Here is a 19,560-nt window from a genome sequence, read left to right on the forward strand (position 1 = left end):
CGGAAATGAAAGCCGGAATGGCGAAGAATTCGCTGCTGATCACAGCGCTTAACGGCTGCCGCACTCGACTTAAAGCTTTTATCCGCGGGCGGACGGCGGTACGTGAAGATGCCGAAGATATCCTGCAGGAAGTCAGCTATCAGCTAATGAAAGTGGAGCAGCCGGTAGAAAATGTTGCTGCCTGGCTGTTCCGCGCCGCCCGCAATGAAATGACCGACCGGGCGAGGAAAAAGCGGGAGTTGCCTTTAGCGGGATGGTTCGGTGGAGAAGAAGATGACTATCCTGAGGATGAGCTGGCCGAAACGCTGTTCGGCGTCCCTCAAACCCCGGAGGATGACTATCTCAGGCAGCTTTTATGGGAAGAGCTTGAAACCGCGTTATCGGAACTGCCGCCAGCTCAGTGCGACGTGTTCATCAAAACCGAACTTCAGGGCTACAGCGTCAAAGATCTTGCACAAGAGTGTGGCGACAGCGTTCAGGCACTACTCTCCCGCAAACACAAAGCCGTTCTGTACCTGCGCACCCGGCTGCGCAACTTGTATGACGACCTGACTGGCCGCTGAAGCCGCCGCCGAATCGCCCCAGGGACGGGCGATCCGGTTTTTCCTCAGCAAATTACTCTCCCCAACGAGCCTTGAGGTAATTCACCGCCTGCTGCGTCTGGGGCTGATTCAGATAGTTTTCTCTGAACAAGATCGTGCCGCTAATCTGCGGTATGGAGTCGTTCAAATCGAGCTGCTTTTTCAACTCCGGAACGCCTCCATTTACCGTCCAGTCAGGTTCATTCTTCGACGGTTCCCCGACCTTATAAAGTGCAATGCCGATATAGAGACGTGTATTCGTTGGCTTCACGACGTCAGCCCACCATTTAGCCAGCACATCGTAGCGTGCAGCGCTGCGCGAGAAGGGCCAGTAGATCTGCGGGGCGATATAGTCCAGCAGACCTTTTTGCACCCAAAGACGCGTATCCGCAAACGACTCATCATAGGCGGCAGCGCCACGCGTCTGCGAGCCTGCCGGGTCATGAGATATGTTGCGCCATACGCCAGCAGGGCTGACGCCAAATTCAACGCCGGGCTTGAGCTGTTTGATGGTTCGTGAAACCTGCTCAATCAGCAGCTGGGTATTGTGGCGCCGCCAGTCTGCTTTTGACGCATAACCCTGGCCATAAGTTCTGTAGGTCTGGGTATCGTTGAGCATAGAACCGGGTGATTCGGTATAGAAGTAATCATCAAACTGCACGCCGTCGATGGCATAGTTTGAGACGACTTCTGCAACAATACTGGTTATCCAGTCACGCACGTCAGGAATTCCCGGATCGAGCACAAAGCGCTCGCCAGAAGTTCTTATCCAGTTACGGTGCAGCGCAAAGACGCTCGCGGGCTGGAGAGAAAGCGTGCGGTTCAAGGCAGCAACCGTACCGGGCGTGATGTTAGTTGAGACGCGGTAGGGGTTAAACCATGCGTGTACTTTGATGCCGCGTTTATGCGCTTCATCGAGCATAAACTGCAGCGGATCGTAGCCGGGATCGTCACCAATGCGGCCCGTCAGCATATCTGACCACGGCAAAATCTTTGAGCGCCACAGGGCGGTACCGTCAGGTTTAACCTGGAAGAACACGGTATTAATCCCCAGCGACTTTAGCTTATCCAGCTTGTCTTTCAATGCCTGCTGCTGTTGGTTAATTCGCACGGGCGCGCTGCTGCCGTTAACCGACGATAATGGCGGCCAGTCCAGTCGGGAGACCGTTGCCAGCCAGACACCGCGCATTGGCTGATTGCTTTGCGAAGTCGGCGGAACAGTCGTCTTACCGGAAGGAAAGGGCGTGACGAGAGAAACTGGCGGTTTGGAGGCGCAGCTGGCAAGAAACAGCGCAGCGGCAAGCAGCGCACAGGACTTTTTAACCTTCGTGACAGAGAGAAAGCGGCGTGAAGAGGCGATGATGTGCTCCAGATTTTTGACGAACGTTGGACAACACGAATTTTCTTACTATTCAACATCAAGTCAATCTCTAACACCGTTAATTAAAACAGACGCCGACTGATTTTGCTTCCGAAAAAATCCTGAAACAGGCTCACAGTAAACAGAACACGTTTCGTGTTTTATCCTATTACGGTTGTGCACCATGCCTTTACTGACAGCGCAATTAACGGATTGCTACTATTCCTTCACTGATTGCTCATTTTTTATCTGCGTGCCAGCACGCCGTTATTTTTGCTGTTAGAGAAGCAAGGTGACCCGCAATGAAGCCGAAAACGCTGTACGATAAAATCATCGATGCCCACGTCATCCGCCCTCTGGACGATCAGGGCAATGTCCTGCTGTATATCGACCGTTCCATCCTCAACGAATACACCAGCCCGCAGGCATTTAGCGGTCTACGTGATGCAAACCGCAAGGTCTGGCAACCCAAAAGTATTCTGCTTAACGTCGACCACGTTAACCCGACACGCCCTGAGCGCACGCCTGAAATGACCGACCCGGGGGGTGAGCTTCAGGTTCGTTACTTCGAATCTAACAGCCGTGATTTTGGGCTTGAACTGTTTGGCGTGATGGACTCCCGGCAGGGTATTGAACACGTTGTCGCGCACGAGCAGGGGATCGTATTACCGGGTATGGTGATTGCCGCGGGCGACAGCCATACCACGACCTACGGCGCTTTTGGCGCATTTGGCTTCGGTATCGGTACCTCAGAAATTGAGCATATGCTGGCGACGCAAACTTTGGCCTACAAGAAGCTGAAAACGCTGCGCGTGACGGTCAATGGTGAGCTGCCGTTTGCCGCGACGGCAAAAGACATTGTCATGCTGCTTATCGCTGAAATAGGAGCAGATGGTGCGACCGGTTTTGCCATTGAGTTTTGCGGCAGCGCCATTGATGCGCTCAGCGTGGAAGGGCGAATGACCATTTGTAATATGGCGGTTGAGGCCGGTGCCCGTGGAGCCTTTATGGCACCGGATGAAAAAGTATATGCCTACATCAAAACCGCACCACGGTTGCCTAAAGGTGACATGTGGGAACAGGCGCTGAAATACTGGCGCACGCTCAGCAGCGACAGCGGCGCGGTATTTGATAAAGAAGTTGTGCTCGACTGCGCGAAGTTAACGCCTCGCGTAACATGGGGCACCAGCCCGGATCAGGGCGGCAGTATTACGGACCTGGTGCCCGATCCCGCCGCGGAGCCCAGCGCAGCAAAACGCCGTGACATAGAAAATGCGCTGACCTATATGGGCCTCGAACCAGGAACCCCGCTGAGCCAAATCCCGATTACTCATGCCTTTATCGGTTCCTGTACCAACGGGCGTATTGAAGATCTCAGAGCCGTGGCGCAGGTGCTGCGTGACAGGAAAATTGCGCCGGGCGTAAGGGGGATAATCGTACCCGGCTCAACGCAGGTTCGCGCCCGCGCCGAGCGGGAGGGGTTAGCCAAAATCTTCATCGACGCAGGTTTCGAGTGGCGGCAGTCGGGCTGTTCAATGTGCCTGGCCATGAACGAAGACGTGCTTCAGCCGGGTGACCGCTGCGCCTCCAGCACAAACCGTAATTTTGCTGGCCGCCAGGGGGCCGGGGCGAGAACGCACTTAATGAGCCCGGCGATGGTTGCGGCAGCGGCAGTGGCGGGTCATCTGACGGATGTGCGTCCTTTTTTAAAGCAGGGGGAAGCGTAAATGGAACCCTTTAACCGTATAACCGGCGTGGCTGCGCCGCTGATGGCAGCCAACATTGATACCGATGTAATCATGCCGAAGCAGTTTCTTAAAGGCATCGAACGTAACAATCTGGACAGAGGCGTTTTCTTCGATAAGCGTTTCCGGGCAGACGGCTCGCTGAACCCGGAGTTTATTCTTAATCAGCCTGCGTGGCAGGGGGCAGCTTTTCTTATTGTGGGCCCTAACTTCGGCTGCGGCTCCAGCCGTGAACATGCGGTATGGGGGTTACGGCAGCTCGGCATCAGGGCGCTTATCGGCACCACCTTTGCCGGTATCTTTAACGACAACTGCCAGCGTAACGGCGTGCTGACCCTGACATTACCGGCAGCGGACATTGACCATTTGGCTCAGGCAGCAGGCAATCCCGAAACTAACAGCATTACCGTCGATCTCGCCGGGCAGCAGATAAGCGTTGGAGGCAGCCAGATTGCCTTTACGGTCGATGAGCTGAAAAAACACATGCTGCTGGAGGGCCACGACGCCATTAGCTATACGATGCAATACCAGCAGGAGATTCGGGAGTTTGAACAGCGCCATTTTGCCGCGTATCCGTGGCTAATGACCCAGGATTAACCTTCAATGATGAAAGATAACGCTGACTTTATTCGCCACAGGGGTGACTCTCCTTTCATCTCTGGCTTCCGGCTAATGGATGTAATACTGGAAAACGGTATTTCGATTCGCGCCGCCGTTGCGGGACAGGGCGAACCGCTGGTGCTACTGCATGGGCACCCGCAGAACCACGTAACCTGGCGTAAAATTGCCCCATCGCTGGCACAGCATTTTACCGTCATCATGCCGGACATTCGCGGCTACGGCGACAGTGACAAGCCCGCCAGCGACGATAATCATCGCAGCTACTCCAAACGTGAAATGGCGAAAGATATCATTCTGCTGATGGCAAGACTCGGATTCCACGACGGCTTTGCTTTGGTGGGGCACGATCGCGGGGCCAGGGTCGGGCATCGTCTGGCTCTGGATTATCCTCAGCAGGTTAAACGCAGCATCTTTATTGATATCGCCCCGACGGCCACCATGTATGCCCTGACCGACAAGACGTTTGCTACCCGCTATTTCTGGTGGTTTTTCTTGATCCAGCCTTCGCCGATGCCGGAAAAAATGATCGCAGCGGACCCGGCGTTCTTTCTGCGCAAACACATCGATGGCCAGCTTAAAACCCCCGGCGCTACGGAACCGGAGGTGTTTGCCGAATACCTGCGTTGCTACCAGAACGCTGATACGCTGCGTGCTATCTGCGAAGATTACCGCGCTTCGGCTACTCTGGATTTGCAGGATGACGAAGCCGATAAACACCTGCGCATCAGCACTCCTCTGCTGGTGCTCTGGGGCGAGAAAGGCACGGTTGGCCAGCTTTATGATGTTATCGCAACGTGGCAGGAAAAGGCGCTGGATGTTCGTGGTAAAGCAATGCCGTGCGGACACAGCCCACAGGAAGAGTGTCCCGATGCGCTGCTCGGCGCTATTATGCCGTTCTTGACCTGATTCTGAACGATGGCATAACCATGAGCTCCAGTGAAAATCCGCGCGCCCCGTGGCCGCTTGTTGAAGACCTGAACGTCTTTGTCACCGTGGTGCGCCAGGAGGGCTTTGCCAATGCGGCGGCGGAGCTGGGCCTGTCGCCGTCTTATGTCAGTAAACGTATTGCGCTGCTGGAAAAAAACCTGGGCATGCGTCTGTTCCATCGTAGTGCCCGCGCCATTCATTTAACGGCAGACGGCCACAAAGCCCTCACCGGGGCGCTTTCGGTGCTGGAGAGTATGGGCGATTTTGTCTCGGGTCTTGCTGCCTGGCGGGATACGCTCGAAGGCAACATTCAGATGAGCTGCTCGTTTGGTTTTGGCTCGACCTATATGCCTGACGCGCTTTCAGCGCTTGCAGAACGCTACCCGGCGCTTAATATCAAGCTTACGCTGACGGACAAAGTCGTTGATTTGATGGAAGAGGGCGTCGACATTGAAATTCGCGTTGGCGACGATATTAAAGATCTCTATATCACTCGCCAGCTCTCCACTAACCATCGCGTACTCTGTGCCTCTCCGGACTACCTGGAAAAGCACGGCACCCCGCTGCATATAGCCGAACTCAGGCACCATAAATGTCTTGTTATTCAGGAGCGCAGCTCACAGTTCGGCGTGTGGCCGTTAACCAACGGCGTGGAAACGCTACAGACTCACGTCAGCAGCCAGCTCTCGTCCAATAACGGCAGCGTAGTCTTAAGCTGGGCGCTGAAAGGGCACGGAATTATTCTGCGCTCGCAGTGGGAGGTGCAGCGCTATATTGCCTGTGGCGAGCTGGTGCAGCTTTTACCGGAGTGGTACCAGGCAGCCAATATCTGGGCAGTCTATTCCAACCGCACCAGCGGCTCGGCAAAACTCAAGGTCTGTATTGATTTTCTGGTGGACTATTTTCAACGATTTCCGCCTGTGGAAGCGTTACGCACAACTCAATAAGCTCAATCCCTGAATACTTCAGGCGGATGTCAGATTATGCTTTATCATAAAGCGCACTACTTCGTTGCTGGCCGAGAGTGATGCAGAGATAAATGAGAAGAAACAGAGTCACCGCCCTGATTTATTCCTGTCTTAAGCGAGGGATGACCCTTTCAGCAATATTCCTGCTGGTGGGCTGCGCCCGTTCCGACGCGCTGTGGGGCGTAGTCGATAAGGTCTGCATGACCCACTATCAGCAAACGAACAACCCGGCACCCTGCCAGCAGATCTATATGCCGGAGGGAAAAGCTCACGGCTTCAGCGTTATCCAGAATCCGCGTTACCCCTACCACTTTATTCTTGTCCCCACGGCAAAACTGAGCGGTATTGAAAGTCCGCAGCTGGCGCTGGAAGGGCGCACGGACTACTTCGGTTATGCCTGGCTGATGCGCCATCTTTTAGCCTGGCAGTATGGAGCCCCAGTGCCTGACGACAGGCTCGGCCTGGCTATTAACTCGGCGTATGGACGTAGCCAGAATCAGCTGCATATTCACCTGACCTGTCTGCGGGAAGACGTAAGGCGCCAGATGCTCGCCGAGCGCCCGTACATTCAGGAAGAGTGGCGGCCGCTGCCCGATAAATTACTGCGCCATACCTGGTACGCGCGGCGGGTGATGCAGCCAGCGGTGATGGGTATCTATCCGATTAACAGCGTCGCTAGCTATTTCCATTTATCGCCCGAGCAGTTAGCGGAGTGGGGCGTTGCCGTTATTCCGACCACCTACGGCGAGCAAAAAGGATTTATTTTGCTTACCACAAAACGCGGCTGGGACAGAAATAATCGTGCGTCGGTGGAATCGCTTCTGGATAAAGAGTGTACGATTTTGCCGCCTGCAAAACTTTGATGAAATAAGTAGCAAAGGAAGTATTTAAACATAGGTTATGTCTTTTTCTTATTTGCCAGCTTCAGCATGGTTTGAAAAACTCTCGTCGCCGCACCATGCTGGTGTGTAATTTCAAATTGGCTGTTTTTATTGGTTTAAGGAAGACGTTATTTATGCGCACGGCGATAAAAAATACTGTAAAAGTGTCTCTGCTGGCGGTTGCCCTGACGGGGGCAATGCTGATTACCGGCTGCGGCCCGAAGCAGGACGCTAATCATATTAAAGTGGGTATCAGCGCCGGGATTGACCAGCCGCTGTGGGACACGGTTAAAAAGGTGGCGAAAGAGAAATACAACCTCGACGTAGAGGTTGTGACCTTCACCGATTATGTGCTGCCTAACTCGGCGCTTAGCAGCGGCGATATTGACGCAAACTCCTTTCAGCACGGTCCTTATCTGGATAAACAAATAAAAGAACGTGGTTATAAGCTGGCCGCCGTGGGCAATACTTTTGTTTATCCGATTGCTGGCTATTCCCGCAAAATTAAATCCGTCACTGAGCTCAAGGAGGGCGCTCAGGTAGCGGTGCCGAATGACCCAACCAACCTTGGTCGTTCGCTGTTGCTACTGCAGGTGCAGGGACTTATCAAACTCAAAGATAACGTCGGTCTGCTGCCGACGTCCCTGGATATTGTGGAAAACCCTAAGCATCTTAAAATTGTTGAGGTGGAGGCCGCGCAGCTGACCCGCGCGATTGATGATGACAAAATCGATCTTGCCATCATTAATACCAACTACTCCAGCCAGATTGGGCTAACGCCGGCCAAAAATGGCCTGTTTGTAGAAGATAAAAACTCGCCCTACGTGAACATCATTGTTGCCCGGGAAGACAATAAGGACAGCGAAAACGTGAGGAATCTGGTGAAGGCTTACCAGACCGATGAAGTCGCTGCAGCTGCTGACCAGGTTTATCAAGGTGACGCCGTAAAAGGCTGGTAATTCTTAAGGTGGGATCCCGGCGACCGGGGTCCCCACCAGACAAAAAATTCTTATTGGTTGGCTCCATAATATCCCCGGCATGCTTCTTGCTTTATCCACTGCATGACCATGGTTTATCAGGCCCGCCTATGCCACTCTCAGCACTCAGTTTCGTCCTTGCCTCCAAAAAAAGTGAAATCATCTGCCTGCAACAGCTGCTTGAAATGGGCAGACTGGTCGGCGTGGTCAGCCAACTGATCCACGTCCTGCAACGTGAGCGCGGCACGGCCAACATCTTTTTATGTTCCCACGGCGAGCTGTGGGCAGATAAGCTCAGCGAGAGTGCGTTACAGGTGCAGCTGGCGGAGCATGCGGTCGACGATCTGCTGCAGGCGCTGGATCTGAGCGGGCAAAGCATGTCCAACGCGCCGCGTCTGTTTAGCCGCATTGCCGCTGTGTTGCACAGTCTCAGCACGCTGCCGCTGCTTCGCCGGCAGGTTCAGGCGCAGGAGGTCGACCAGCCGGAGGCTATGCGTCAGTACAGCGACGTGATCCGGACGCACCTGGCGCTGGTATTTGAAGCGGCGGATATCTCCGGCGATCCGACCATCTCCCGGGCGCTGCTTGCTATGTTCAGCTTTATGCAGGGTAAAGAGCTGGTCGGGCAGGAACGCGCGCTTGGCGCGGCGGGCTTTGCCGCTCGGCATTTTGATGAGGTGCTGCAACAGCAACTCCTGGATCTGATTGAAGGCCAGGAGCGCTGTTTTCTGACCTTCAGCGAGTTTGCCGATGCCCGCTGCCTGGCACTGTGGCAGCGGCTGCTGGACGCGGACAGCAGCGAGTTTGAACGCCTGCGGCGCATTGCCTGTACCCGCACGATCCCTGCAGATAACGGCGGTGAAACCGCGCTGCGCTGGTTTGAAGTCACCACCGCGCGGATCAACGACATGAAAAGGGTGGAAGATCTGCTGGAGGATGTGCTGATGGCCTGCTGTCGGCAGCGGATTAGTGACGCGCAGGCCTCGCTGGCGGTGCAGCAGCAGGATATCGGGCAGATACCGTCACCCGAGCCGCACTATTCGGCGCTGATCCCGCCGCAGCTCAGCCGTGCGGTGCTGGAGCTGGTGGAAAAGCAGTCTCGCCAGCTACAGGCGCAGGACGCCGAGCTCGCAGAATTACGCGCCACCCTGGCCGAGCGAAAGCTGGTGGAGCGCGCCAAAGGGCTGCTGATGCAGCATCACGGTATGACCGAACCGCAGGCGCATAAAATTCTGCGTGATATGGCGATGAACCAGAACCGAAAGCTGTCGGATGTCGCGGAAGCGATGTTCGCCATGTCGGCCATATTGAGTAAAAAAGGCGACTAACCCCAAAGGAGTAGCTGCACTGTTAGTGCGCTATTGCGGAGTGCAACGCGTGCCGTGGCGGTGCAATAAACGGCGAGAAACGGGAAAATAATCCGCTAACCCGCTGCATTTTTAATAGCCAATAAGTTGGCATATAAGCTGCATTGTTAGCCATAACGATTAAGCTAATGGCGGTTTAGTCAAAGTTACGGATAAAGGCGTCCTTCAGCGTTCAGGAAACTGAGCGGTGACAGGGCGCTTTTTTTTTGCTCATTTTTCAACATTACAGGAAGCCGCAATGACGCAAGACGATAAAAAAACGACCGTGCAGTTTTCCCGTCGCCGCTTTCTCGCCGGCAGCGCGGCGCTGACTGGCGGTCTGCTGCTGCCGGGCCTGATGAACAGCGTCTGGGCGGCTGGTTCCGATGCGCCCGAGAAGAAAGAGGTCCGCGTTGGCTTTATTCCGCTGACCGACTGCTCCTCGGTGGTGATGGCGGCGGTGAAGAAGTTTGACGAGAAGTACGGCATCAAAATCATCGTCAGCAAGGAGTCGAGCTGGGCGTCAATGCGCGACAAACTGGTCTCCGGCGAGCTGGATGCGGCTCATGTGCTGTATGGGCTGGTCTACGGCCTGCAGCTGGGCGTCTCCGGCCCGCAGCATGATATGGCGATGCTGATGACGCTGAACAATAACGGTCAGGCGATCACCCTGTCGAATCAGCTGAAGCAGGCGGGTGTCACCGATGCTGCCTCGCTGAAAAAGGTGGTCGATGCTGGCGCGAAAGGCACCTACACCTTTGCGCAAACCTTTCCCACCGGCACACACGCCATGTGGCTCTACTACTGGCTGGCGAATGCCGGAATTCACCCCTTTAACGACGTCCGCAACATCGTGGTGCCGCCGCCGCAGATGGTGGTGAACATGAAAATCGGCAATATGAGCGGATTTTGCGTTGGCGAACCCTGGAATCAGCGCGCCATTCAGGATGATATCGGCTTTACCGCCATCACCACGCAGGAGATCTGGCCGGATCACCCGGAAAAAATTCTCGGCACCACCGCATCCTGGGTGAGCGCCAATCCCAATGCCGCACGCGCGCTTACCGCTGCGGTACTGGACGCTTCGCGCTGGATTGACACCTCGGATGCGAACCGTATCGAAACCGCGCAGGTGGTAGCGACCCGGGCGTACATCAATACCCCGGTGGAAACCATCCAGGGGCGGATGCTTGGCGATTATCAGAACGGGCTGGGCAAAAAGTGGAAGGACGCCCACGCCATGCGCTTCTTCAACGATGGCGCGGTCAACTATCCGTATCTCTCCGACGGTATGTGGTTCCTGACCCAGCACAAACGCTGGGGGCTGCTGGACCATGACCCGGATTATCTGGCGGTGGCGAAAAAAATTAACCGGGTCGACATCTATAAACAGGCAGCCAGCGCGGTCGGCGGCATCAACCTGCCGTCCGGGGAGATGCGCAGTAGCAAGCTCATTGACGGGAAAGTCTGGGATGGCAGCAACCCTGCCGACTACGCCAACAGTTTTGCCATGAAACGCTAAGAGAGGTCGCTAATGTCCGTCAATGTAAAAACGCCTAACGTTGTGCCGATCGAAGCGGCAAGTGCAGAGATTGTCTCCATTGTTCCGGCCACGCTGAATGCTGCACCGCCGGCACCGATGGCGGCGGTTAACTCATCGTTCGCTGCCTCGCTCCGTGGCGTGCTGCAAAAAGTCCTCCCGGCGCTGCTGGGGCTGATCGTGCTGGTTGTCATCTGGCAGATTGCCGCGATCGGGAGCAAAGGATTTCCCACCCCGTTGAAAACCTGGGAAGCGGCGAAAGTGATTTTCGCCGATCCGTTTTACGTCGCCGGTCCCAACGACATGGGCATCGGCTGGAACGTGCTGGCCTCACTGAAAAGGGTAGCGCTGGGCTTCGGGCTGGCCGCGCTGATCGGTATTCCTGCCGGTTTCCTGATTGGCCGCTTCAGTTTTATCGCCAGCATGCTTAACCCGATTATTTCCCTGCTGCGCCCGGTCAGCCCGCTGGCGTGGTTACCGATTGGCCTGCTGCTGTTCCAGCGTGCTGAACCAGCTTCGGCGTGGACCATCTTTATCTGCTCGATCTGGCCGATGATCCTCAACACCGCCGAAGGGGTGACGCGTATTCCACAGGACTACCTCAACGTGGCGCGAGTCCTGAATCTCAGCGAATTCACCGTGATGCGTAAAATCCTGTTCCCCGCCGTGCTGCCGTACATCCTTACCGGGGCACGCCTGTCGATTGGTATTGCCTGGCTGGTGATCATTGCCGCCGAAATGCTGACCGGCGGCGTCGGCATCGGTTTCTGGATCTGGAATGAATGGAACAACCTCAATGTGGAAAACATCATCGTTGCCATCCTGCTGATCGGCGTGGTGGGCATGGCGCTGGAGCAGGGGCTGATGGCCATTGCTCGCCACTTCAGCTACGACAACCGTTAGGAGCCCGAGATGAAAAACGACAAAGCTATTATTCGCGTGCAGAACATCAGCCAGAGTTTCGCGACGGCTAAAGGTCCGTTTCTGGCTCTCGACAACGTCAGCTTCGATATCGCCATGGGCGAAACGATCAGCCTGATCGGCCACTCCGGCTGCGGCAAATCCACATTGCTGAACCTGATAGCCGGGCTAAGCCGCCCGACTGAAGGGGTACTGCTGTGCGATAACCAGGAAATTACCGGCCCAGGCCCGGAGCGCGGGGTGGTGTTTCAGAACCATTCGTTGCTGCCGTGGCTGACCAGCTTTGACAACGTGGCGCTGGCGGTCAATCAGGTGTTCAGCGGCACGATGAGCAAAGGTGAAAGGCGCGACTGGGTTAACCACAATCTTGAACTGGTGCATATGGCGCACGCCGCCGACAAACGCCCGGGGGAGATCTCCGGCGGCATGAAGCAGCGGGTGGGCATCGCCCGCGCGCTGGCGATGAAGCCGAAAGTGCTGTTGATGGATGAGCCGTTCGGTGCGCTCGATGCGTTAACCCGCGCGCACTTGCAGGATGCGGTAATGGAGATCCAGGCGCGACTGAATACCACCATCGTGCTTATTACTCACGATGTTGATGAGGCGGTTCTGCTTTCCGATCGGGTGATGATGATGACCAACGGACCGGCGGCAAAAGTCGGTGAAATCCTGCAGGTGGATCTGGCGCGACCACGGTCGCGACTGGCGCTGGCTAACGATCCGCTGTTCCACCAGTACCGTCAGCAGGTCCTGCAGTTCCTGCATGAAAAACACCGGGCGGTGGCCTGATTTATCAGGCGGGATACGTGCAATGAAAAAACTCACCCTGATCGTAGTCGGTAACGGCATGGCGGGCGCACGACTGGTGGAGCGGCTATGCGAACGTGCGCCGGGGCGCTATCGCATCCTGATCGTCGGCGAGGAGAACCAGCCTGCCTATAACCGCATCCAGCTGACCCCGGTGCTGTCCGGTGAGAAACGCTTTGCCGATATCGTCACCCACGACGCGAAGTGGTATGCGACGCACGGCGTAACCTTTATTGCTGGCGTGCCGGTTACGGCAATTGATCGCGTCGCCCGCAGGGTGACCGCCGGCAACCAGTTGCTGGCCTATGACCATCTGGTGCTGGCCACCGGCTCGCGGGCGTTTATGCCGCCGTTGCCGGGGGACGATCTGCACGGCATCCACGGCTTTCGCGATATGCAGGATGTGGAAAACATTCTCAGCGGTGACGTTGCCGGACAGCCCGCGGTGGTGATTGGCGGCGGCGTATTAGGCGTGGAGGCCGCCGCCGCGCTGGCGCTGCGCGGGATGCAGGTCAGCCTGCTGCACCGTGGTCCGCATCTTATGGACGCCCAGTTGGATGCGCATACTGCCGAACTGCTGCAGCTCAGTCTGGCAACACGCGGCATCACGACAGTGCTGCAGTCGCAGACCGCCGCTTATCTCGGTGATGTCTCAGGCCGCGTGCAGGCCGTGGCGCTGCGTGACGGGCGGGAGATCCCGGCGCAGCGCGTAGTTGTGGCCGCCGGTGTTCGGCCCGAGATCGCCCTGGCTCGCTCTGCCGGACTGGCCTGCGACCGAGGCATTCTGGTCAACGACCAGCTGTACACCTCTGATCCTGATATTTCTGCCATCGGTGAATGCTGCCAGCAGGGGCAGTTGACCGTCGGTCTGGTTGCGCCGTGCTGGCAGCAGGCAGATACGCTGGCCGCCAGTCTGGCGGGGGAACCTGTCGCTGCCTGCATCAGCCAGGCGTTGGCGCTGCGCCTTAAGGTGACCGGTATCGACATGTTTTGCGCCGGTGAGCTGCACGGCGGAGATGCCGCACAGATCCATACGGCGTCCGATCCGTTCGATGGCCATTACCGCCGCCTGCTATTGCGCGATAACCGGCTGGCCGGTGTGGTGCTGTGGGGAGATATCAGCGACGGCCCGGACTATCTGTCCCAACTGAACCAGACCGCCTTTTTGCAGATGCCACCGAGTGTCTTCGGTCCCGGCGATAAACCGGCCGGGCATGGCCCGTCGTCCGTTAAATCAGAACAGTTGCCCGTTGAGGTAAAGAGGAACAAAGCAATGTCGAAACCCGTATTAGTGATGGCCGGACACGGCATGGTAGGCCACCATTTTCTGCAGCAGTTGGTGGAGCGTGAACTGCAACTACAATTTCAGGTGATAGTCTTTGCGGAAGAGAAAGCCCCGGCCTATGACCGGGTACATCTCTCCGAATATTTCTCCGGACGCAGCGCGGAATCGCTGTCGATGGTGGCAGACGACTTCTTTGAGTCGAGCGGTATTGAGCTGCGCCTGGGGCACTGCGTCAGCCATATCGATCCCCGTCACCGTTTTGTTGTCGACCATCAGGGAAGGCAGACCGCCTGGGATGTCCTGGTGCTGGCGACCGGTTCCTATCCTTTTGTGCCGCCGATCCCGGGCAGCGATGCGCCGGGCTGCCTGGTTTACCGCACGCTGGACGATCTGGCGGCGATCCAGGCTTGCGCCGCAACGGCGAAAACCGGCGTGGTGGTCGGTGGCGGCCTGCTGGGGCTTGAAGCAGCCAATGCGCTGAAGCATCTCGGGCTGCAAACCCACGTGGTGGAGTTTGCTCCACGGCTGATGGGCGTGCAGCTGGACGAGGGCGGTGCGGCGATGCTGCGGCGCAAAATTGAAGCGCTGGATGTTCAGGTGCATACCGGGAAAGAAACCCGTGCCATCGTCGCCGGGGAAACTGGCGGCTATCGTATGGAGTTCGCCGACGGCGACCATCTGGATACCGATCTGGTGCTGTTCTCCGCCGGTATCCGGCCTCGGGACCAGCTGGCGAAAGAGTGCGGGCTGGAGGTCGGGCCGCGCGGCGGGATCGTCATTAACGATCAGTGCCGAACCTCCGACCCGGCGATTTATGCCATCGGTGAATGCGCGCTATGGAACGGGCAGATTTTTGGTCTGGTCGCACCGGGTTATCAAATGGCGCGCACCCTGGCCGATACGTTGGCCGGGAGCGAAGTAGCCTTTAAAGGCGCGGATATGAGTACCAAACTCAAACTGCTGGGCGTGGAGGTCGCCTCGGTGGGCGATGCACATGGCCGCACTCCGGGCTGCCAGAGCTACAGCTGGGTAGACGGGCCGGCGGAAGTGTACAAAAAAATTGTCGTCTCAGAGGACAAAAAGCGCCTGCTCGGCGCGGTGCTGGTCGGCGACAGCAGCGAATACAGCACGCTGCTGCAGATGATGCTCAACGACATGCCGCTGCCCGTCAGCCCGGAAACGCTCATCCTGCCCGCCAGCGCCGGCGCGGTGCCGCAGACGCTAGGCGTAGCGGCGCTGCCGGACGGAGCGCAAATCTGTTCCTGCCACAACGTCAGCAAGTCGGATATCTGTGACGCGGTGCAGGGCGGCTGTGGCGATATGGCGGCGGTCAAAGCCTGTACCAAAGCGGCGACCGGCTGCGGTGGCTGCGCGGCGCTGACCAAACAGGTGATGGAGTTCGCCCTGACCGAAATGGGCGTGGAGGTGAAAAAAGACATCTGTGAACACTTTGCCTTTTCCCGACAGGAAATCTATCACCTGGTGCGTGCGGGCAATATCCGCAGCTTCGAGGAACTGCTCCACAGGCACGGCCAGGGCAGCGGCTGTGAAATCTGCAAGCCGCTGGCCGGTTCGATCCTGGCCTCCTGCTGGAACGACTATCTGCTCAAGCCGCAACATCTGCCATTGCAGGATACCAACGACCGCTACTTCGCCAATATTCAGAAAGACGGTACCTATTCGGTGGTGCCGCGTATTCCGGCCGGCGAAATCACTCCCGACGGACTGATTGCCATCGGTCAGGTGGCTAAACGCTACAACTTGTACACCAAAATCACCGGCGGCCAGCGTGTGGATCTGTTTGGCGCACGCCTGGAACAGCTGCCGGAGATCTGGCAGCAACTGGTGGACGCTGGGTTTGAAACCGGCCACGCCTATGGTAAGTCGCTGCGGACGGTAAAATCCTGCGTTGGCTCCAGCTGGTGCCGCTACGGCGTACAGGACTCTACCGGGCTGGCTCTTCGGCTGGAGAACCGCTACAAGGGGCTGCGCTCACCGCACAAAATCAAAATGGCTGTTTCCGGCTGTACCCGCGAGTGTGCAGAAGCGCAGAGCAAAGACGTTGGGGTAATCGCCACGGAAAAGGGCTGGAACCTTTACGTCTGCGGCAATGGCGGCATGAAGCCGCGCCACGCGGATCTGCTGGCGCAGGATATGAGCACGGAGGATCTCATCCGTACCGTGGATCGTTTTCTGATGTTCTACATTCGCACCGCCGATCGCCTGCAGCGCACCAGTACCTGGATGGATAATCTGGAAGGTGGACTGGACTATCTGCGGCAGGTGGTGCTTGAAGACAGCCTGCACATCGGCACTGAGCTGGAAAAGGAGATGGATGCGGTAGTTAACACCTACCAGTGCGAGTGGCAGACCACGCTGGCCAGTCCGGACCGGCTGGCGCTGTTCCGGCCGTTTCTTAACAGCGACGAACCGGATGAAGCGGTCGTGATGGTCACCGAGCGTCAGCAGATCCGCCCGGCGACCTCGCAGGAGCGTGCAGAACGTCTGGAGCAAGTCGTGACTCAGCCGGTGAGTGAGGTGCTGGGCTGGGTGGATCTGTGTGATGTGCAGGCGATCCCGGCTAATGCCGGTATGGCGGCGCGGCTGGGCAATCGCCAGATTGCGCTGTTCCATCTGCCGACGCATCCGCAGCAGGTTTTTGCCCTGAGTAACTACGAGCCGGACAGCGATGCCAACGTGCTGGCTCGCGGGTTGCTGGGTGACGTAAAGGGCGAGCCGGTGGTGATTTCACCGCTCTACAAGCAGCGTTTCCGCCTGTCTGACGGCTCCAGCGTGGACGATAGTCAGCCTGCGCTCAGCGTCTGGCCGGTTAAGGTGGAAAACGACCGCGTCTGGGTGCGGGGAGAGCCAATAGCGGCGTCGTCAGGCGCCACGGAAATCATCGCGACGGTCAACGTATGAAACCCGTCGCCTCGACAGAACCAACGTCGACCACCTGCGCATACTGCGGCGTGGGGTGCGGCATCAATATGCAGCCGCAGGCCGAGGGGTTTAGCGCCAGCGGCATAAAAACCCATCCTGCCAATATCGGACGTGTATGCGTGAAGGGTAGCGCATTGGGGGAAACGCTGGGGTTGCAGGGACGGCTGCTGCATCCGGAGATCGACCGCCAGCCGGTCAGCTGGGCGCTGGCGCTGAATACGGTGGCGGATCGCCTTTCTGCGATTATTGCAGAACATGGCCCGCAGGCAGTAGCGTTTTACGGCTCCGGCCAGCTGCTGACTGAGGATTACTATGTCGCCAATAAGCTGATGAAGGGCTTTATCGGCGCGGGAAATATGGATACCAATTCGCGCTTGTGCATGGCTTCCGCCGTCGTGGGCTATAAACGCGCATTCGGGGCCGATGCGGTGCCGTGCCGCTATCAGGACCTGGAGCAGGCCGACTGCGTGCTGTTAACCGGTTCGAACACGGCGTGGGCACATCCGGTGGTCTATCAGCGGCTGGCACAGGCCAAAAAAGATCGGCCCGAGATGAAGATAATCGTGATCGATCCGCGTCAGACCGCCACCTGCGATATTGCTGATATGCATCTGGCGCTGCGCCCCGGCAGCGATGCCGCACTGTTCTGCGGCGCGCTAAATGCGATGGCCGTGGGGGGCGGGCTGGATAACGATTTTCTTCAGCATCATACCCAGGGGGCGGAAGAAACGCTGCGGGCGGCGAGTGAGTGGACGCTTGCGCGCACTGCTGAATTCTGCGGTCTGGCGGAGGAGCAGCTGCAGGCGTTTTACCGGCTTATCGGCACCAGTGAGCGGCTGGTGACGCTCTATTCGATGGGCATTAATCAGTCCAGTTCCGGGGTGGATAAATGCAGCGCTATCATCAATCTTCATCTGGCCACCGGGCAAATCGGGCGCGAGGGCTGCGGGCCGTTTTCGATAACCGGTCAGCCAAATGCGATGGGGGGACGTGAAGTAGGCGGGCTGGCAAATCAGCTGGCTTGCCACATGGGCTTTACGCAGGAGGATATCAGTCGGGTGGGGCGCTTCTGGGGCAGCGAGAACATCAGCAAGTCAGCCGGCCTGAATGCGGTAGACCTGTTCCGGGCCGTGGAGGACGGGCGGATCAAAGCAGTGTGGATTATGGGCACCAATCCGGTGGTGTCGCTGCCGGATGCCGACCGTGTGCGGGGCGGGCTGGCGCGCTGCCCGCTGGTAATCGTTTCCGAAATTATGTGCGACACCGATACCACCCGCGCGGCGCATATCTGCCTGCCTGCTCTGGGCTGGGGTGAAAAGGATGGCACGGTGACCAACTCCGAGCGCTGCATATCGCGGCAGCGGGCTTTTTTACCGGCTCCAGGGGAGGCAAAACCGGACTGGTGGATACTTAGCCAGGTAGCACAGCGGCTGGGGTTTGCTGAAGCCTTCTCATATCAGCATCCTGCGGAGATCTTTCGTGAGCACGCGGCGCTTTCCGGTTTTGAGAATAACGGTTCGCGGGCTTTTGATATCAGCGGGCTTGCTGCGTTGTCGGATGTGGAGTGGGATGACCTGCAGCCGATACAGTGGCCGGTCAACGTGGCTAACCCGCAGGGCACGGTACGGATGTTCCACGATAAACGTTTTTACCACCCTGACGGTAAGGCCCGGTTAATCGCCGTGACGCCGCGCCTGCCGCTCAGCGCACCGAGTGAAGCCTATCCGCTGGTGATGAATACCGGACGAGTGCGTGACCAGTGGCACACCATGACCCGTACCGGCAAGTCGGCGCGGCTGATGCAACACCTCAGCGAACCCTTTTGTCAGTTTCATCCCGAAGATGCACCGCAGATCCGTTCCGGCGATCTGATGCGCGTTTCCTCCTCGCACGGTTGGCTGCTGCTGCGCGCGCAGCCGGATACTCTGCAACCGCGCGGCAGCGTATTTGTGCCGATGCACTGGAACAGCAACTTCAGCCAGCAGGCGAGGGTTGATGCTCTGATTGAGGCCAACGTCGATCCTTTATCCGGGCAACCGGAAAGCAAACATATGCCGGTCAGCATTCGGTACTGGCGAACCGCGTGGCAGGCGGAACTGTTTGTACGCGGTGAAAATATCGAGCCGCCGATTACCTCGTACTGGAGTCGTATTACCCAGCCGGGCATTGCGCACTTTACCCTGGCGGACACATCACGGCCTGCAGACTGGCTGGCGTGGGTGAGCGGGCAGTACGCCATCGACGGCTATCTCTGCCACACTGCCGATCTGGGCGATGACGGTTACAGCCTGCTGGCCTGGGCCGGTGGCGAATTACAGCTGGCGTTTTATGCCCGCCGCAGGCCACCGTCCGTGGATCGTCAGGCGGTTGTGGCTGCTTTCAGCTCGCCGCCGGGAATAGCATCGCAGCGTCTGGCGCTGCTCGGTGGCCGCGCCGGGGGCGATAAGGCGCCAACTGGTGCCATTATCTGTAGCTGCTTTTCCGTCGGCGAAATCCCGATTGCCGACGCCGTGCGGCAGGGCTGCCACAGCGTGCAGCACCTGGGTAACAAACTCAACTGCGGCACCAACTGCGGCTCCTGCATTCCCGAACTCAAAAAAATCATTGCCGCTCAGCTCAATACGCTGAGGGCAGGAGAGGCCAAATGAACACACTTCA

15 protein-coding genes are annotated in these 19,560 nt (G+C 57.6%); 14 read left to right on the plus strand and 1 reads right to left on the minus strand.

Features of this window, described 5'->3' with window-relative positions; all coding sequences use genetic code 11:
* Positions 1–5: 5 nt before the first annotated feature.
* Entirely contained in the window at positions 6–563 is a 558-nt protein-coding gene (locus EL098_RS11195; protein ID WP_126358422.1) for an RNA polymerase sigma factor, read from the plus strand.
* Between the two features lie 52 nt (positions 564–615).
* On the opposite strand, the gene EL098_RS11200 is transcribed toward EL098_RS11195, so the two are convergent.
* Positions 616–1,887, minus strand: a complete 1,272-nt coding sequence (locus tag EL098_RS11200) for a glycoside hydrolase family 10 protein (protein WP_232012427.1) — start codon at positions 1,885–1,887, stop codon at positions 616–618.
* Here EL098_RS11200 and EL098_RS23500 point away from each other — a divergent pair.
* The 13 genes from EL098_RS23500 (at position 1,826) to EL098_RS11260 (ending at position 19,550) form a co-directional block, all read left to right on the plus strand.
* Positions 1,826–2,044, plus strand: a complete 219-nt coding sequence (locus EL098_RS23500) for a hypothetical protein (RefSeq protein WP_232012403.1) — start codon at positions 1,826–1,828, stop codon at positions 2,042–2,044. The two genes, EL098_RS11200 and EL098_RS23500, sit on opposite strands and share 62 nt — an antisense overlap.
* Positions 2,045–2,243: 199 nt before the next feature.
* On the plus strand, positions 2,244–3,668 hold the full coding sequence (gene leuC, locus EL098_RS11205; protein WP_126356287.1) for a 3-isopropylmalate dehydratase large subunit: 1,425 nt from the start codon (positions 2,244–2,246) through the stop codon (positions 3,666–3,668).
* On the plus strand, positions 3,669–4,283 hold the full coding sequence (gene leuD / locus EL098_RS11210) for a 3-isopropylmalate dehydratase small subunit (RefSeq protein ID WP_126356288.1): 615 nt from the start codon (positions 3,669–3,671) through the stop codon (positions 4,281–4,283). It begins immediately after the preceding gene.
* A 6-nt stretch (positions 4,284–4,289) separates the two neighbouring features.
* Positions 4,290–5,213: an alpha/beta fold hydrolase gene (locus EL098_RS11215; RefSeq protein WP_126356289.1), complete on the plus strand. Its 924-nt coding sequence runs from the start codon at positions 4,290–4,292 to the stop codon at positions 5,211–5,213.
* A 20-nt stretch (positions 5,214–5,233) separates the two neighbouring features.
* Positions 5,234–6,181, plus strand: coding sequence for a LysR substrate-binding domain-containing protein (locus tag EL098_RS11220; RefSeq protein ID WP_126356290.1), 948 nt, complete (start codon positions 5,234–5,236; stop codon positions 6,179–6,181).
* Between the two features lie 143 nt (positions 6,182–6,324).
* On the plus strand, positions 6,325–7,065 hold the full coding sequence (locus EL098_RS11225) for a CDP-diacylglycerol diphosphatase (protein WP_126358423.1): 741 nt from the start codon (positions 6,325–6,327) through the stop codon (positions 7,063–7,065).
* Positions 7,066–7,280: 215 nt separating this feature from the next.
* Complete coding sequence (gene metQ / locus EL098_RS11230; protein WP_232012429.1) at positions 7,281–8,042, plus strand: methionine ABC transporter substrate-binding lipoprotein MetQ; 762 nt, start codon at positions 7,281–7,283, stop codon at positions 8,040–8,042.
* A 128-nt stretch (positions 8,043–8,170) separates the two neighbouring features.
* A complete protein-coding gene (locus tag EL098_RS11235; RefSeq protein ID WP_126356291.1) occupies positions 8,171–9,388 on the plus strand; it encodes a nitrate regulatory protein in 1,218 nt (405 codons plus the stop codon).
* Positions 9,389–9,665: 277 nt separating this feature from the next.
* Positions 9,666–10,928, plus strand: a complete 1,263-nt coding sequence (locus EL098_RS11240) for a CmpA/NrtA family ABC transporter substrate-binding protein (protein WP_126356292.1) — start codon at positions 9,666–9,668, stop codon at positions 10,926–10,928.
* 117 nt (positions 10,929–11,045) lie between these two features.
* Positions 11,046–11,849: a nitrate ABC transporter permease gene (gene ntrB, locus EL098_RS11245; RefSeq protein WP_232012431.1), complete on the plus strand. Its 804-nt coding sequence runs from the start codon at positions 11,046–11,048 to the stop codon at positions 11,847–11,849.
* A gap of 9 nt (positions 11,850–11,858) precedes the next feature.
* Positions 11,859–12,656, plus strand: coding sequence for an ABC transporter ATP-binding protein (locus EL098_RS11250; RefSeq protein WP_126356294.1), 798 nt, complete (start codon positions 11,859–11,861; stop codon positions 12,654–12,656).
* A 22-nt stretch (positions 12,657–12,678) separates the two neighbouring features.
* The gene (gene nirB, locus EL098_RS11255; RefSeq protein WP_126356295.1) at positions 12,679–16,881 is read left to right on the plus strand and encodes a nitrite reductase large subunit NirB; all 4,203 of its coding nucleotides are present in this window, start codon (positions 12,679–12,681) and stop codon (positions 16,879–16,881) included.
* Positions 16,878–19,550, plus strand: coding sequence for a nitrate reductase (locus EL098_RS11260; protein WP_126356296.1), 2,673 nt, complete (start codon positions 16,878–16,880; stop codon positions 19,548–19,550). Before nirB ends, EL098_RS11260 begins: the two co-directional genes overlap by 4 nt.
* The last annotated feature ends 10 nt before the right edge of the window (positions 19,551–19,560 follow it).

Source organism: Cedecea lapagei, from assembly GCF_900635955.1.
Lineage (GTDB): Bacteria > Pseudomonadota > Gammaproteobacteria > Enterobacterales > Enterobacteriaceae > Cedecea > Cedecea lapagei.